The sequence below is a fragment of the Paenibacillus mangrovi genome, from assembly GCF_022898935.1.
Taxonomy (GTDB): domain Bacteria; phylum Bacillota; class Bacilli; order Paenibacillales; family Paenibacillaceae; genus Paenibacillus_AQ; species Paenibacillus_AQ mangrovi.
Map to the genome: position 1 here is coordinate 56725 of NZ_JALIRP010000011.1, position 16565 is coordinate 73289.

16 protein-coding genes are annotated in these 16565 nt (G+C 49.3%); 14 read left to right on the top strand and 2 right to left on the bottom strand.

Features of this window, described 5'->3' with window-relative positions; translation table 11 throughout:
* The first annotated feature begins 3 nt into the window (after positions 1 to 3).
* From MUG84_RS22045 to MUG84_RS22080, 8 genes are all read left to right on the top strand, one after another.
* Positions 4 to 1008: an ABC transporter permease gene (locus tag MUG84_RS22045; RefSeq protein WP_244728987.1), complete on the top strand. Its 1005-nt coding sequence runs from the start codon at positions 4 to 6 to the stop codon at positions 1006 to 1008.
* Between the two features lie 11 nt (positions 1009 to 1019).
* Complete coding sequence (gene nikC, locus MUG84_RS22050) at positions 1020 to 1916, top strand: nickel transporter permease (protein WP_244728989.1); 897 nt, start codon at positions 1020 to 1022, stop codon at positions 1914 to 1916.
* Between the two features lie 150 nt (positions 1917 to 2066).
* Entirely contained in the window at positions 2067 to 2282 is a 216-nt protein-coding gene (locus MUG84_RS22055; protein ID WP_244728991.1) for a sigma factor, read from the top strand.
* Positions 2275 to 3471 (top strand): anti-sigma factor, encoded by a 1197-nt coding sequence (locus tag MUG84_RS22060; RefSeq protein WP_244728993.1) that lies wholly within the window; start codon positions 2275 to 2277, stop codon positions 3469 to 3471. The genes MUG84_RS22055 and MUG84_RS22060 overlap by 8 nt, the downstream gene beginning before the upstream one ends.
* A gap of 178 nt (positions 3472 to 3649) precedes the next feature.
* Entirely contained in the window at positions 3650 to 5059 is a 1410-nt protein-coding gene (locus MUG84_RS22065; protein ID WP_244728995.1) for a deoxyguanosinetriphosphate triphosphohydrolase family protein, read from the top strand.
* Positions 5060 to 5116: 57 nt separating this feature from the next.
* Entirely contained in the window at positions 5117 to 6052 is a 936-nt protein-coding gene (locus tag MUG84_RS22070) for an MsnO8 family LLM class oxidoreductase (protein ID WP_244728997.1), read from the top strand.
* Positions 6053 to 6127: 75 nt separating this feature from the next.
* Positions 6128 to 7120, top strand: coding sequence for a TRM11 family SAM-dependent methyltransferase (locus MUG84_RS22075; RefSeq protein WP_244729000.1), 993 nt, complete (start codon positions 6128 to 6130; stop codon positions 7118 to 7120).
* A 20-nt stretch (positions 7121 to 7140) separates the two neighbouring features.
* A complete protein-coding gene (locus tag MUG84_RS22080; protein ID WP_244729002.1) occupies positions 7141 to 7560 on the top strand; it encodes a GNAT family N-acetyltransferase in 420 nt (139 codons plus the stop codon).
* Positions 7561 to 7674: 114 nt separating this feature from the next.
* Here MUG84_RS22080 and MUG84_RS22085 read toward each other — a convergent pair whose 3' ends face one another.
* A complete protein-coding gene (locus tag MUG84_RS22085) occupies positions 7675 to 8646 on the bottom strand; it encodes a D-2-hydroxyacid dehydrogenase (protein ID WP_244729004.1) in 972 nt (323 codons plus the stop codon).
* A gap of 226 nt (positions 8647 to 8872) precedes the next feature.
* Here MUG84_RS22085 and thpR point away from each other — a divergent pair, with 226 nt between their 5' ends.
* The 4 genes from thpR to MUG84_RS22105 all read left to right on the top strand — a co-directional run bounded on the left by thpR (position 8873) and on the right by MUG84_RS22105 (position 11945).
* On the top strand, positions 8873 to 9481 hold the full coding sequence (thpR, locus tag MUG84_RS22090; RefSeq protein ID WP_244729006.1) for an RNA 2',3'-cyclic phosphodiesterase: 609 nt from the start codon (positions 8873 to 8875) through the stop codon (positions 9479 to 9481).
* A 263-nt stretch (positions 9482 to 9744) separates the two neighbouring features.
* Positions 9745 to 10605 carry a cell wall hydrolase gene (locus MUG84_RS22095; protein WP_244729008.1) on the top strand — a complete coding sequence of 287 codons (861 nt, stop codon included), beginning with the start codon at positions 9745 to 9747 and terminating at the stop codon, positions 10603 to 10605.
* Between the two features lie 81 nt (positions 10606 to 10686).
* A complete protein-coding gene (locus tag MUG84_RS22100; RefSeq protein WP_244729166.1) occupies positions 10687 to 11370 on the top strand; it encodes a metal-dependent hydrolase in 684 nt (227 codons plus the stop codon).
* A gap of 86 nt (positions 11371 to 11456) precedes the next feature.
* Positions 11457 to 11945: a ferritin-like domain-containing protein gene (locus tag MUG84_RS22105; protein WP_244729010.1), complete on the top strand. Its 489-nt coding sequence runs from the start codon at positions 11457 to 11459 to the stop codon at positions 11943 to 11945.
* A gap of 27 nt (positions 11946 to 11972) precedes the next feature.
* Here the strand turns inward: MUG84_RS22105 and MUG84_RS22110 are convergent, their stop codons facing one another.
* Positions 11973 to 13130, bottom strand: coding sequence for an MGDG synthase family glycosyltransferase (locus MUG84_RS22110; protein ID WP_244729012.1), 1158 nt, complete (start codon positions 13128 to 13130; stop codon positions 11973 to 11975).
* 254 nt (positions 13131 to 13384) lie between these two features.
* Between MUG84_RS22110 and MUG84_RS22115 the strand changes: the two genes are divergently transcribed.
* A complete protein-coding gene (locus MUG84_RS22115) occupies positions 13385 to 13978 on the top strand; it encodes a TetR/AcrR family transcriptional regulator (RefSeq protein ID WP_244729015.1) in 594 nt (197 codons plus the stop codon).
* A gap of 159 nt (positions 13979 to 14137) precedes the next feature.
* Entirely contained in the window at positions 14138 to 16495 is a 2358-nt protein-coding gene (locus MUG84_RS22120) for a YhgE/Pip domain-containing protein (RefSeq protein ID WP_244729017.1), read from the top strand.
* The last annotated feature ends 70 nt before the right edge of the window (positions 16496 to 16565 follow it).

Below are 16565 nucleotides of genomic sequence, written 5' to 3' on the forward strand. Positions count from 1 at the left end.
GCTTTGAGCTCATACGTGATAAAACGCCTGTTGATCCTGGTTCCAGTGCTGATCGGGATGACGATCATCGTATTTTCCATCATTCATGCCATTCCGGGTGATCCAGCGGAAACGATTCTCGGTCAGAAGGCCACCGAACAATCCAAAGCAGCGCTGCGGGAGCAGCTGGGGCTGAACAAGCCCTGGCTGCAGCAGTATTTTACGTACCTCGGTGATCTGGCTCAAGGCGACCTTGGAAAATCGATCCGCACCAAAGAACCGATAGCCAAGGAGATTATGCCATATCTCGCTGCCACACTGGAGCTGACGATTACGAGCATGCTGTTTGCCACCTTCGTTGGGATGAATGCCGGTATCATCAGCGCCTGGAAGCAGAATTCCTGGTTTGATTACATTATTATGGTGATCGCACTGATCGGAGTATCGATGCCGATATTTTGGCTGGGACTGATGGAGCAGTGGATTTTTTCGATCAAGCTGCATTGGCTGCCGTCGATTGGGCGGATGGACCAGCGCGATCCGGTAGAGTCGGTCACGAACCTGTATGTCATCGATTCCATCATCGCGGGCAGATGGGATCAGCTGTGGACGGTTATGAAGCATCTGGTGCTGCCAAGCATTGCGCTCGGCACGATTCCGATGGCGGTCATCGCCCGGATGACGCGCTCCAGCATGCTTGAGGTCATGAAATCCGATTATGTCCGTACGGCTAAGGCCAAAGGCTTGTCCCAGTTTTTCGTGGTGTACAAGCATGCGCTGAAAAATGCCTCGATTCCCGTTCTGACCGTTATCGGTTTGCAAACGGGCTCACTGCTCGGCGGGGCCGTATTGACGGAGACGATCTTCGCCTGGCCGGGGGTCGGCCGCTATATTTTCGAAGCGATCAGTTCTCGGGACTATCCAGTTATTCAAAGCGGCATTCTCATTATTGCGTTCATGTTTATCGTCATTAATCTGATTGTGGATCTGCTGTACGCCTTGATCGATCCGCGCATCCAGTACAAATAAGGGGGAAGAACATGGCAGAAGTGACTGTAAACCCAAGTGCCGCCACTGCTCCGGTTATGGAGGAAGTTTCGGGCCCCTGGCGAGATGCGTGGAGGGCGTTTCGCAAAAATAAAACCGCGTTGGCTGGCCTTGTCATTATCGTGTTCTTCATCTTCATTGCCTTGATCGCACCGCTGATTGCCCCCTTCGACTATAAGGAGCAGCAGTTGATGGACCGATTGAAGCCGCCGTCTTCCACCCATTGGTTCGGAACGGATGATCTTGGCCGCGATTTGTTCACCCGGGTGCTGTACGGGGCCAGGATTTCCTTGTGGGTCGGATTCTTCTCGGTCATCGGCTCTATCGTGGCAGGAACGGCACTCGGAATTATCGCGGGGTACTTCGGCAAATGGGCGGATATGATCATTTCGCGGCTGTTCGATATTTTGCTGGCATTCCCGAGCATCCTGCTCGCCATTGCCATTGTGGCCATTCTCGGTCCATCGCTGCAAAATGCGCTGTACGCGATTGCCATCGTCAACATTCCAACCTACGGGCGGCTGGTCAGAGCGAAGGTACTCAGCTTGAAAAACGAAGAGTACATTACATCGGCTAAGGCAATCGGAATGAAAAACATGCGCATTTTGCTCAGCCATATTTTGCCGAACAGCTTAACGCCGATTATCGTGCAGGGTACGCTAGGTATCGCCCATGCGATCATAGAAGCCGCAGCGCTCGGGTTCCTCGGTTTGGGCGCCCAGCCGCCGGAACCGGAGTGGGGAAAAATGCTATCCGACTCCCGCCAGTTTATTCAAAAGGCGCCGTGGACGGTCGTTTTCCCGGGGGTATCGATTATGCTGACCGTGCTCGGGTTCAACCTGCTCGGCGACGGTCTGCGGGATGTGCTCGATCCGAGAATGAAGAACTAAAGGTAAAAGTAAAAAACAGCGGTTCTTTGCCTCAAGCTTGAGGTAAGGGGCCGCTGTTTTGCTGCCGATGATTAATAGAGGGGATTAAAAGATTTTCCAAACCGTTGTAACTATTGTGGATTTGAAACGTGGTTATGTTGAGGGGATTACATGATGAAGCGCAGCACACTCGAAAGCGTGTACCAGAAATATATGCCTGAAGTATACCGATATGTACGTTCCCTTTGCGGTAATGATGCTGCCGCAGAGGACTTGGTGCAGGAGACCTTTTACCGCGCTTATTTGCATCTGGAAAATTACAGGGACGAGAAGGTGAAGCCTTGGCCGCTGAGAAAGAACCGTGAAAGGAGCGATCAGGATGAGTGATGATTTCAAGCAGAAGCTGCAGGACTACAGGGACGGGAAGCTTACGGACGAAGAACATGCGGATTTGGAGCGGGAACTGGAGAAGATGGAGGTCTACCAATCCTATCTGGATGAGACGCTGGGCAGGGATGACAACAATGAAGACTTCAAGCATTCGAGGCGAGGCAAGCCGTCCATTCAAGAGGAGCAGATGCATAGGAGGGAAAAGAAGCTGCTCCGGAGAGGGAAGTGGAAGGTACGTTTTGGCACGGTGCTGACTTTAATGAGTTTGTTTATTTGGTTTACGGTCTTGTCTGCGATCGGAACGGGTATCTATTACACGGCAGGTGATCCAGATCTCGGCGATATCGACCGTGACGTGATTGAATCAGCGATTGCTGTAGGATATCCAAATACAAGTGTTCATCTAAGCAGTAACGCTGGGCCATATTTTAATATGAAGGTGAACAGTTCAATAACCAAACGCGTAGGAGATGAATATGTACAGGTAGGGGATTTTTCGGCGTCTTTTTTATTTAGCTGGATGAGATTATATCATTTTTCTTGGTCGGACTCTGTAGCAACCCAAAGTGGTTTGTTTCAATTTCCTGGAACGGAGGGATCTAGCAGCGATCAGGAGTGGAATAAACTTGAGAAGCTCCCCGAGGGGACTGTAGCTGAAGCTTATGTGTCTTACAACCGGCTGTATACGACAGACGAAATACTGCAGCGGTTCAAGGGGAAATCGATGGATCCCGTCTGGTTTGCGGTAGATAATGGAGATGGGTCAGATCGATCTGGGAGAGACAATAACGTCGTTATGAGTCCGATCGGATTTCCGGCAAATCCCGTCTGGCATCCCGACGATGGTAAGATCAGCAATCGTTCGGAACAAAAGACAGGCATCTTTTCTTTGATGGGGACATCAACGACTTCTTATCCTGATTTAGACATGTATGGCTCGGGAGAGTTAAGAGATGAGAACTTTATCAAAACACTCCGCATTCTAACGGAACACAAATATATTGCGAAACAACTGATTCCTTTTGTCGATATGAAGCAGACACTGGAATACGTCGAGAAACACGGGGTTCACATCTACGGTGCTGTCGTAACCGGTCCAACCAAGGAGATTTTAAAGCTGAAAAATGATCCTGAAGTGTCCGGTATCCATGTGGGAAAGGTGACGTTATGGAATTGGCACGAATAAACGTAAGATAAGATTCCGGCAGTTGCACATATCTAAGAAAGAGTCGTCCTGCGAAGACCGTCATGGTCTGGCGGGGGCGGCTTTTTTTGTGCAAAGGTACTACGCGTTTGCTAACTCCCAGTCCGGACTGAAATGTCTTATAATAAAAAAATAAAAACTGGAGTTAGGAGTGCTGTATATGAATATCAAGGACAAAAGAGAACACCGTCAGTACCCTGAACAAACCAGACAGGACGCGTCCAGAGCGACGTATGAACGGGATTATTCACGGCTGATCCATTCCCCGACCTTCCGCCGCCTGCAGGGCAAGTCACAGGTGTTTGGCGCAGGAACCGGAGACTATTACCGGACACGTCTGACACATTCGCTTGAAGTGGCGCAGATCGCACGGGAAGCTGCCAAAAGCCTGGTGCGGGCACACCCCGAGGTTACCGAAGAAAAGGCTGATAATCCGGGGCTCGTGATCGATCCAGAGGTGGTTGAATGTGCGGCGATCGCTCATGATTTTGGACATCCGCCTTTTGGGCATAAGGGTGAAGAAGTGCTCGACGGCATTTTGGACCAGTTGATTAAGGATAAGACGAAAGAAGCGGTTGAGGGGCTATACATGGATTCCGAGCAGATTCATGATGTGCGCCTCCGCATGCGGCATAAATATGAGCATTTTGAAGGGAATGCGCATAATTTCCGACTGATCATGTTCCTAGAAAAGCGGGAAAACGTGGACGGACTGAATTTATCTGACGCGGTGCTGCTTGGGATTAACAAGTATCCGTTTCCGGGTACGTTGATCAAGAAGGGGCTCTACAAGCATGAATGGAGCTACATCTCGGAGATCCGCAAGAACTGGGGCATTCCCGAAGGCAAAAGAACGCTGGAATCGCAGCTAATGGACTTATGCGATGACATCGCATACTCTGCGCATGATTTGGAGGATGGGATCAAGGCCGGAAAAATTGAAGTACATGAGCATTTTCTACATGACCCGTATATCATCCGCCTGATTATCGAAAAGATCAAAACGTTGGAGGATTCCTTCTGGAAAGGCTGGGATACGGACCGCATTCGGCTGAAAGTGGAGGATGTCATGACCGCCTTTCTGCAGGTATGGAATGAAAAAATACCTTATTGTGAGCATGATTATTCGCGGACGCGGCGTGAGGTCAAAGCCTTTTGGGTCAATCTGTTTGTGAGCCATCTGGGTGTGATTCCGGACGGGGACTGGAAAAAGGTTACGTTCATTAAGGACAATGAAGAGGATTTGGATATGCTGCGTACGGTCAGCGTACTCAAGAGCTTTGCCTGGGTAACAATGATTCGTGACCTGCGTGTGCAGCGCCTGCAAAAACGGAGCGAATGGATGATCAAACATCTGTGGGATGCCTTCCTCGATCCGGTCACTTCCAAATCTATTATCCCGTCTGACTGGCTGCAGCGCTTTGAGAAGGATCAGGCCAGCCGCCATCCGATTTGGACATGGGAGCATATGGTGATCGATTATATTGCGGGTATGACGGACGCTTTTGCGGAAAAGATCTATAATGAATTGTACGGACTGAAGGTCGGATCAATATACGATGTGGATTAGTTATCTTATTAGATTTGATTTGGTTATACCGGTCGTGTGAGAGAGGAGGCTGAAATTATGGCGGGATTAAGCTTAAGCGTACTGGATTTGGTACCGAAAATCGGAGAGATCTCCTATGAAACTGCGCTTCAGGAGGCAGCGGCGCTAGCAGCGTCAGTGGAACAGTGGGGCTACAAGCGCTACTGGGCAGCCGAGCATCATGATCTTGAGAATCTGTCCTGCGCATCCCCGGAGGTGCTGCTCGCCCATATCGGGGCCAAAACAAGCCGGATCAGGCTCGGGACGGGCGCCCTTCTGCTGCCTCACTACAGTCCGCTGAAGGTAGCTGAAAGCTTCCGCCTGCTGGCTGCGCTATATCCGGGGCGCATTGATCTCGGCATCGGCCGGGCTCCGGGCGGTTCCGCTCATGCCTCCATGGCGCTAAGCGGGAACTTTTTGCAAAATGTTGCGGATATGCCTAAGAAGATGAGGGCTTTGGTCAAGCTGATGGAAGATCGTTATGTTTACGAAGATCAGCGGGTACAGGCGAGACCTTTACCGCAAATTCAGCCGGATCTGTGGATGCTGGGCACCAACAGCAAGAGTGCAGGCTTCGCGGCTGAGTATGGCACAGGCTATGTTTTTGGGCAGTTTATGAGCGAGCGTGACGGAGCTGAAGTGCTGAAGACGTATCGGGAAAGCTTTCGTCCTTCGGCGCTGATGGACAAGCCGCGGATGATGATGGCGATTGGCATAATTTGTGCCGAAACGGAGCAGGAGGCGAAGCGGCTTCTGCAGACTGCGAAGCTGCCCGGACCGGAGCGAAGTGATCAGGAAGAACGTGCACAGCCGCAGGAACGGCTCATATGCGGTTCACCGGAGCAGGTGAGGGAGCGGCTTGCCGAGCTCTCAGCATCCTGCGGGTGCGAGGAATTTCTCATATTTACGCCTGTCCAGGATTATCCGAAGCGGCTCGACTCGTACCGCTTGCTAGCTTCCTGCTGTTTAGAATAAGGGCATATCAGTCACAGAAATGAAGCAGAAAATCAGTCAGGACAAGGTATTTTTGGAAAGGAACAGTCACATGTTATGGCGATAAAACAACAGATAGAGCAGGCTTTGGCAAAGGATCAGCCCATGTACCTTTATACGTATGCGAGCCATGAGACTGAAGCTGAGCTTTGCGGTATGGAGATGCGGGCATTATTTGGTGATGGGATCGTATGTAGAACGGCGTCCCTGCTGCTCAGCCATCGAAAAATAAATCCCGACCGAAGCCCATTCCTGTCCCTTCGTCTGGATGTCCTTGTGAGCGGTGGCTCGGCGGAGGGGATTGCGGAGCGGGCAGGCACGGTTCAACAGATTATTAACGGGAACACATTCAAAGTTACGTATATCAAGTCGGGTGACCCTTATACCTATAATGAGCAAAGGGCATTTGAACGGTTGGTCGGAAGCAGAATTCACGGCAAGGCTGACATGAAGAAGGCTGACATTACATTCGGGCTGATCTCTGTACAAGGGATCTGGCTGCTTGGTGTCTGCCATGTTCCGGAGCGGAGCTGGCACGCGCATATTCATAAGCCGCAAAACTATTCCACCGGACTTAGCGCCAAGGCGGCTAGATCTCTGGTTAACATTATGGCGCCAGAAACGGAAGGAGTACGGGTGGTAGACCCATGCTGCGGAATGGGCAATGTTTTGATTGAAGCATTATCCATGGGGATTCATATCCAGGGGAACGATATCAACCCGCTTGCGATCCGGGGAGCCAGAATCAATCTAAAGCATTACGGTTATCCTGTAGAGCTGGTGACGCTGGGGGATATGAATGAACTCGAGGGACATTTTGATGCTGCGATATTGGATATGCCCTATAATCTATGCTCCGTTCTTCCGGAAGAAGAACAGAAGCAGATGCTGACCAGCCTTCGCCGGCTGGCGCCGCGTGCGGTCATCGTTACCACCGAAGAGGATGTGCGGGTACGTGTTGAAGAAGCAGGTTACCGGATCATCGATGAATGCAAGGTGTGGAAAGGAAGCTTTGTGCGGCAGGTGTGGCTGTGTGAGGCTCTTTTGTAAAAGAAAGAGGGTGTGGAAATTTGCAGATTAGAGCTGCCAATAGATCAGACTATCCTGAATTAAGACAGATATACCTTGAATCACGCCGTAAGAGTTTCGTATGGGAAGACGAAAATGAAATGACTTTAGCAGACTTTGATAAGCATACGAGCGAAGAGTATATTATTTTGGCAGAGGAAGATCATCGTATATTGGGATTTACTTCTTTATACTTGTCAGATAATTTTATTCATAATCTATTTGTTCATCCTGAATTCTCAGGTAAAGGCGTCGGCAGCAAGCTGCTTGATGTTGCCACCTTGAAAATGAAAAAACCATTGACGTTGAAGTGCGTATCTGCAAATCATAAGGCTATGAAGTTCTACGAGAAGAATGGTTGGAAGAAGGTCGTTGAAGAAGGCGTCCCAGGAGAGAAATATTGGGTTATGGTGTATGAATAGCTCTTTATCATTCGTACTTATAAAAATAAACTCCCTAAAATATCATTGGTTTACCCTATGGGTTTTCCAATGCCAGCTTTAGGGAGTATTTTTGATAGACTGGAGCTAAATTTTCTAGTACATACGCTTGTAATCAACCAGGTTGTGCGGCGGCTTTTGCCCTTGGGCATAGGCCCTGACATTCTCTGTGAAAATATCAACCACGCGCTCGGTGTAACGGTCCGTGCTTCCGGCAACATGCGGTGTGATGATGACCTGCTCCATCTCCCACAGTGGATGTTCTGCCGGGAGCGGCTCTTCTTCAAACACGTCGAGTCCGGCCCCGCTGATGTGGCCGCTGTTCAAAGCTTCGAGAAGAGAGGAGGTGTCTACCGTTGGGCCACGGCCGGCATTGATGAAGCAGGCGCCTTTTTTGGCTGCGTTCCACGCGGCGGCATTAAACATATGATGTGTCTCCTCCGTTAACGGCAGTACGTTGACAATATAGTCACCTTGACCAAGCGCTTCGTGTAAGCTCTCCATCGTATACATTTGATCCACATGGGGCTCCGGCTTATCCGACCGTCTCACGCCAATCACCCTCATGCCAAACGCTTTGGCTAGACGGGCTGTCTCCCTGCCGATTTCGCCTACGCCAACGATCACCAGTGTTTTACCGTTTATTTCGCCCAGTGTTTGAAGTCCGGGAGCCGTCAGATTCGGCTGCCACTTCTTTTTCAGCTGTTGACGTACGGCAACATGCATCTGGCGCGAGAAGGAGAGCATCATGGCCAAAATGCTTTCCGAAATCGGGATGGCATGCACACCGCTGGAATTCGTCAGCAGTATCCCCTTATCCCTTAGACGTTCCAAAGGCAGGGTATCTACACCGGCGGACCAGGTCTGCACCCACTTTACGTTGCTGTCCTCCTGGAGTACATACTCGGCAATTGTTTTCGACCATCCGACGATGATTTCCGCATTTTTGACCTGTTCAGGGCCGAGCTCGTTCTTTTTTTTGATAATCACTTTAAAGCCAGGAGCAGCCTCCTCAATCTGATGAATTTGTTCTGGTGTCAGGGAATGAAGACATACGATTTGTTTCATGCTTTGCCTCCTCATTCTATGATTATGTACGCTATGTATTACTTTCTAGGATACCAGATTCAAACATGGAGTGAAACGTGAGTGACCGCAGCAATCGGATCATCCTTTTCTTTACATGGAGACTAATGAACTAAGGATTTTTTTTGAAGGGAAAAGTGATTTTTGGGATATGATAAAATGACGGTATTATATAGTAGGAAAAATTTCCGGAAGGGGTAATTTCGACATGAATCAATTAAGTCTGGAGCAACCGCTGCGATTGTTTATCGCCGTTAAATTATCGGGAGAATTAAAATCCAAGCTGGAGAAATGGAGAAAAGAACAGCAGCCAACTTTATCTTTTAAAAAATGGGCCCATAGGGAAGATTATCATATTACCATCCAGTTTTTGGGGGATGTCAATCCTACTCTTGTACCGGATATCTCGAAAAAGCTTCAGGAAACAGCAAGCCAATTAAATCCATTTGTTCTTGGACTTGGTGAGGTGGGCGTCTTTGGTACCGAGAGCTCTCCGAGGGTGCTTTGGGCTGGAGTAATTGACCACAATCATATGCTCATCCGTCTGCAGGAAGCGGTAACTCATGCGATGGAGGATTTCGGATTTGTGAAGGAGTCCCGTCCTTATCGTCCGCATATCACAATTGCCCGAAAATACGCAGGAAATGAGCCATTTCAGCTAGCTTCACTCCCGCCTGTTCTTCCGCAAACAGCGTCTTTGAAACAGGGAGAAGGAGAGAGCTTCTGGACTGTAAATGAATTTGCACTTTTTTCCACGCATTTGCACGATCGGCCAATGTATGAGATACTAGAATCCTTCCGCGTAGTGGAATATTAGTAGATTGATATTTTTCGGGTTTTATTTTAGTCATATTCAAAAATTCCTGCACATCAAAAACAATAAGCTATTTCCCTTAGCCGTATCCTGTGAACCGTAAAATTGTGCCGTCACGAAGCTGGTGTTGTAACAAGAGTACCTATGTTTTCCTTTTTTCTTGTATTCGCGGATGCAGCAAGTCACTGAAAATGTTTTTCGGGTTTTCGAAACCTTTATTTTCAGTTACATAAGAAGGGAATGTGCCGGGATATAGGAGGAGAAATATGTACACTCTAAGACAAAACCGCTGGATGGCTGTGCTGATCGGAGTTCTTCTGGTGTGTTTCTCTGCGATTTGTTTGCTTATTCAAAATGAACAGGCTAGTAAATTGCAGTATAATAGTAGCTCGAATCTGAATCCTTTTGATTCTATTCCTTTGGGTAAGACTCAAGTCGCGGCTGTCAAAGCGCAGAATATACAGAATACGCAGCAATCATCTCAGCTTAGGCTACCCTTAGGCATTGAAAACGCTAATAATATTAATTTGTGGAAAAATAAACCGGAAGCAATCTTTATTGAAAGTCTTCCTGCTAAATCGCCACAGGCAAAGGCGAAGCTGGAAGATAAGCAGCTGAACGCAAAACCGAAGGCTGCAAAAGTGAAGGTTTCGGAGCAGAAAGAGCTGAATCCTCAGCTTACTCCCCCTAAAAAATTATTCTTCAGCCGGACCAAACTGCTAAGTCCATCAGAACAGGAGAAATCGACCTGGCAGTATAATGTATCCGCTGAGGATGTGCTCCTGCTGCAAAAAATTGTCATGGCAGAAGCAGAAGGCGAACCGTACCAAGGCAAAATTGCTGTAGCGAATGTTGTCTTGAACCGCCTGCGGTCAGCCAATTTTCCCAATACGATAAAAGAGGTTATCTATCAAAAACATCAGTTCAGTCCTGTGGCTAACGGACGATTTGACCGCGTGAAGCCAAGCGAGGATTGTATTCATGCTGTCAACGAAGCCTTGAACGGCAAGAAGGCCGTAACGGATGATACGTATTATTTCTTGTCTCTAAAGCTGGCGGAAGATCTGACCGTACATCATACGCGTACATTCGAGAAACAGATCGGTAATCATTCTTTTTACAAATAAATACCAATTGGTTATGATAGGGATAGATCGTTATTCAATCAAACTGGTTTGGGTAATTTATTGTAGGAGGTGGCTCTTTTGATGAAAATTACGTATTACGGCCATTCTTGCGTGCTTGCAGAGGCTGGCGGCAGAAGTGTGATAATTGATCCTTTTCTGACAGGAAATCCGGCTTCGGGAATCTCGCCCAAGGATATTCATGTGGACGCTGTTCTGCTGACGCATGGTCATTCGGATCATTTTGGAGACTGTATCGAAATCGCCAAGGCGAATGATTGCCCGATTATTGCTGTATTTGAACTGGCGGAATACTGCCGGAGCCAGGGTGTTCAAGCCTTTGGGATGAACATTGGCGGCGGACACTCCTTTGACGGCTTCAAGGTGAAATACACGCTGGCTTTTCACAGCTCTTCTGTGCAGGTTGGAGACTCCTGGATTTACGCAGGGGAACCTGGAGGCATTTTGCTGACAATGGGGAACAAAACCTTTTTCCATGCGGGTGATACGGGGTTGTTCGGTGACATGCGCCTGATCGGTGAGATGAACAAGATCGATGCGGCTGCACTCCCGATCGGAGACGCGTTCACCATGGGACCGGACGATGCGCTGCTGGCGGCCAAATGGCTGCGTGCGGAAAAAGTGCTGCCGATTCACTACAATACATTCCCGGCCATTCAGCAGGACGGATCTCTTTTCTGCGAACGGCTGAGTCAGGAAGGCATGAAGGGATACCCGCTGAAGTCGGGCGAAAGTTTCGAAATCTAGAGTTGTCTTTGCAACTGACAAACACCCCCTCGTTTCTTGGGCATATACTGGGGAATGATTAGCCTACAGGAAAGGCGGGTGCAAGGGTGAACTACCGGGATAACGGAAGCGGTTCGATCGCCGTTCAAGACCTGCAGTATGTCATTCAGGCAGAATACCGTTCCATGATATATGCACAGCGCCTTCTGTTTCTTGCACCTCCGGAACACCAGATGCATTTCAGCAGATATGTCGAAACGAAGCAAAAGGAACGGCTCGTGGTCTGGACGCGCCTATATTATCATTTAACCGCCTGTTATCCGGTGTTCAGCAAGGTGAAACCGCCAAGGGACTATGTGTCCGGGCTCAAAACGGCCATTGAAGATACGCTTGATACTGCTGATTTTTATGCATGGCTTCACGACAGCTCGCAGGACCCCTACCTTCGGAATATACTGCAGCGTGCCATGAACGGGGAGACAAGATGGGCGGTAAGGCAGCAATTTCTATACAGCAGCTATTTGCTTGAGAACGGGGATAAGGTGAAAGGCAAAGGGTTTACTGATGTAACAAAAAAACAGCTTCCTCCTGTATAGGGAGGAGCTGTTTTTGCGTATTACCGTTTATAGCCTGCCGTTCCGTGATGAAGTATGCAGGTCTTCCTGCCGCAACAATTCGAGCACCTGCTGTGCGCAGTAACAAGGCTCGCTGCCTGGCTCTGTGCTAACCAGAGATTTCAGCCTATTATGTTCCACTTGATCGTATTCATGAACCAGACGATGATGCCAACGGTGCAGAACCTCTGGGGAATGAATCATTTCCGCGCTCCCAAGCTCCACGAAATATTGGCCGTTCTCTTCTTCCTGCCCAGGAAGAACTTCAAAAAACAGCATTGGGATGCCTTTCGCCAGGCCTTCCGTGCATGTCATCCCTCCGGGCTTCGTGATCAGCAGGTCGGACACATCCATCCACTTATGAATCTCCTTCGTATATCCGAGCAGGTGAATGTTAGAATGACCAAACAGGGGGCTGTTTTTCATCTTTTGAAGGATCTTTTCGTTGCTGCCCGTGCAGAAGATGAGCTGAATCTGATCGGCCCAGGAAATCAGCAACTTGATCATCTCTTTGTTGAAGGAAACGCCCCAGCCACCGCTCATGATCAGAATCGTCGGCATGCGTTTAAGTCCTAGCTCCTTTATCAGCTGCTCCTTGTCTGTCCTTTCCCAGAAGTTCGGGTGAACAGGGATTCCGGTTACTTGAATGGAAGAGGCCGGGACATTTCGGCGAAGCAGTAAGCCTTTGACCTTAGGTGAAGACACCAGATATTGATTAACTTCCTTATTCACCCAAGTAGCATGGACATCATAATCCGTAATCAGCGTAACCAGCGGCACATGTATGCCCTGCCTTTTGAGACGCGAGATCACAGCATTGGGAAAAGGATGCGTACATACGATCAGATCCGGTTTAAGCTGTTTAATGACTTGAGCCGCCTGGGTGTAAAAAATCCGGTGCAGAGCAAGCTTGGTCAGTCGGTTGAGCGATTTATTATATTGCTTGCGGTAGAGCATCCCGACCAGTTTGGGACTGCTGCTGACCGTCTTGCGGTATGCTGACAGGATCAAAGGTCCCATCGTCGGATTTAAAAATTTACCGAGCTCGATGACGCGGCACTGCAGATGAGGGTCGAGCCTCTTCATCCCGGTCGCTAGTGCGTAAGCTGCTTGCGTATGGCCTGTGCCGAATCCTTCGGACAGCAGCAGCACTCTCTTTTTCCGCATGTTTTCACCCACTTTTCCTTCCTCTATCTTACAGGAGGAAATGGTAAAAATCCATAAACGACTGTCTTTTAGGAAGAGTTGCCTGACGGCGCATGAAAGAAAATAAATGAAAATATTCTGAAAAATCGCCTGGGAGGGGTTGTCAGAGGAGTAAGAACGTGATAAAGTATGAATCGACCATATGACTAGATCGGGAATCTGGTCATTCTAATATTCAAGAATTCAACAATGATGAAGGAAAGGAGGGGAAGGATATGCCTGCAGTAGATCGTCGAGAGCAAATCCTTCATGCGGCAGCACAGTCATTTGCCCTGTTTGGATACAAGGCGACGACGATGGATCAGGTAGCGAAAATCGCGAATGTAGGCAAAGGGACTATCTACACCTTCTTTACCAACAAGGAAGAGCTGTTTGACGAAATTTTGTACAGTGTCATTTTGGAGATGAAGGAACTGGCCGAGAGCAAGATCAGGCGGGAGCATACTTTTTTTGAGAATCTCTACAGCGTCCTGGATGCTTTGCTGGAATTCAGGGACGACCATGAACTGCTCATCAAGCTGTCCCAGGAAGTCCGCGATGTCGGTACGCCAAAGGCCAGAGAAGGGATCGCGAAGCTTGAGCGTGTCATCCTGGATAATTTAGAGAGGGAAATTGCCTATGCGCGAAATCAGGGTGAGATCAAGCCATGTGATCCACAAGTGGTCGCCATTGTCTTGTTCAAGCTGTATATTGCTTTGACTTCCGACTTCAATCAAATCCGGGAGCCTTTAAGCAAGGATGAAATTCATCACTATATCCGATTGTTTATGGCAGATGGTCTCGCGAATGTTCCTGAAGGAGCAGCATAAACATCTGAATAGCAGGGGCAAACCATGCTTCCAAGTACGTGCAGTCCATGACAGACGGCCGGAAAAGGAAGTTTTTATCGGCCTTAAAATGACCGAATGATCAAAATAGTCATTTGGTTCTAGAAATCGATTTTAAAAAAATGAAGGAGAGAAACACTCATGAGGTCATTATCTGTATTTGTCAAAGACATGGCTGCGACTGTCCGCAACCGGAAGCTGCTCATTTCCATGGTGGCCGTGATCTGTATTCCGGTCATGTATGCCGGGTTATTTCTGACAGCCTTCTGGGATCCTTATGCTAAAATGGATCAATTGCCTGTGGCGGTTGTCAATAAGGATACCGGTGCAGAATACGGTGGCCAGTCGCTGAAGATCGGCCAAGATCTCGTTGATGAATTGAAGAAAAGCGATGATTTTGATTGGAAGTTTGTGAGTCGCGAGGAAGCGGAGAAAGGGATGGCAGATAACAAGTATTACATGACCATTGTGATCCCGGAAGATTTCTCCTCTAAATCCGCAACCGTGCTGGATGAGCATCCGCAGCCTTCCGAGATTATTTTTGAGCCGAATGAAGGCTATAACTTTCTGGCTTCCCAAATCGGCGGTTCAGCCATAAAAGAAATCAAATCACAGGTATCGGAGAAGGTAACCGAATCCTATTCCAAAGTCATGTTTGATGAGATCAAAACGGTATCCAGCGGCTTGGGTGAAGCGGGAAACGGCGCATCCGACATTTCGGATGGAGCCGGGCAGCTGGATGAAGGTGCTGCCAAGCTGAAGGAGAACTTGAGCAAAATGGTAGCTGGTACGGTGAAGCTTGAGGAAGGAATTCAGCCGCTTTCGAGCGGAGCGGGGGACCTGCAAAAAGGTGCCGTGAGTCTGAAGGAAGGTTCCCAGACACTTGCAGGGGGCTTGAATCAACTGAGTTCCGCGCATAAGCAGCTCGAAGACGGCGTTGTCTCTTCGCATCAAGGCTCCACACAATTAAAGGACGGACTGGCCGCATCTGAAGCTGGCAGCGCCAAACTGCAGGCGGGGCTGCAAACAGCCGTGGACGGCAGCGGGAAATTAGAGGCGGGTCTCGCCTCAACGCTGGACGGCAGCGGCAAGCTGCAGGAAGGCCTGAAGCAATCCGAAGCCGGCAGCTCGAAGCTGGCTGAAAGCTTGAAAGCCGCTGAAGCGGGAGGAGAGCAGGTCGCATCCGGTGCTCAAAGCGTAGCGCAGGGCCTGCAGCAGCTCGCACAAGCGAATCCTGAGCTTGCTCAAAATCCGGCCGTGCAAAAGCTCATTGCAGCCAGCCAGGCGGTAGCCAAAGGCAGTGAGCAGCTGCATCAAGGCCAGCAGCAGCTTAGTGAAGGAGCTGCACAGCTGAATAAGTCGCAGCAGCAGCTTTCGGGCGGTGCATCCAGTCTCCATGCTGGACTGCAGCAGCTCTCCGGCGGAGCGACGCAGCTCAGCCAAGGCGCAGAGCAACTGACGGCTGGCGTGGATCAGCTGCATCAAGGCCAGCAGCAGCTGCTTCAAGGGGCAACAAAACTTGAAGCAGGTCAGTCCAAGCTGGAAGATGGCATGAAGCTGTTCGGCACGAAGCTGGCCGAAGCGGCTAACGGCAGTCAGCAGCTCGCAAGTGGCGCTGGACAACTTGCCGATGGATCTGGCAAGCTGCAAGGCGGCATGAGTCAGCTGGGCAGCGGCGTCACAGCGATTGCCGATGGTTCCAAACAACTGGATAATGGAGCTGGACAACTGAGCGAAGGGCTTGGCCAGCTGAAGGATGGTTCTACGGAGCTTGCATCGAAACTCAATGAAGCAGCAGAAAAAAGCGGCGAAGTCAAAGTCGGAGACGATAACTTCAAAATGTTCGCCGAACCAGTAAAAATCCAGGAGAACAAGATCTCTAAGGTTCCTAACTACGGAACAGGATTTGCGCCATATTTCCTGTCCCTGGGATTGTTCGTAGGCGCACTGATTTCTACGATCGTCCTTCCGATGAGAGATACCTCCGTTCTCGGAGCATCAGGCTACAACCGGTTTATCAGCCGGACCTTGTCTTTCGTACTGATGAGCGTGCTGCAATCCTTGCTGGCTGCTCTCGTTATGTTGTACGGATTGAAGCTTGAAGTGCAGAACGTACCGCTATTCTATGTCTTTACGTTCATTACAAGCTTGTCCTTTACGTTCATGGTTCAGGCGTTTGTCACTTGGCTGGATCAGCCTGGACGCTTCGTTGTCATCGTACTTCTGATCTTCCAATTGACAACCAGTGCAGGTACGTTCCCGCTGGAGATGATTCCAGACTGGATGAAGATCCTGAATCCGCTCCTGCCAATGACATACAGCGTCGTCGGCTTCAAATCAGTCATATCCACCGGTGATTTCTCGCTGATGTGGAATCAGGCTGCCGTACTCGGCGCCGTGGGCATCGTATTCCTGGCTCTGACGCTGACGTACTTCCTGATGAAATCGCACAAGGGCATTCTCGAGCAACAGCAGGAATCGCCTTCCTTATCCGCATAACGGATCAAAGGTTAGAAGGGTTATCCCAAGCCATCTTGGCTATGGGGTAACCCTTTTTAGTATGGCGGAT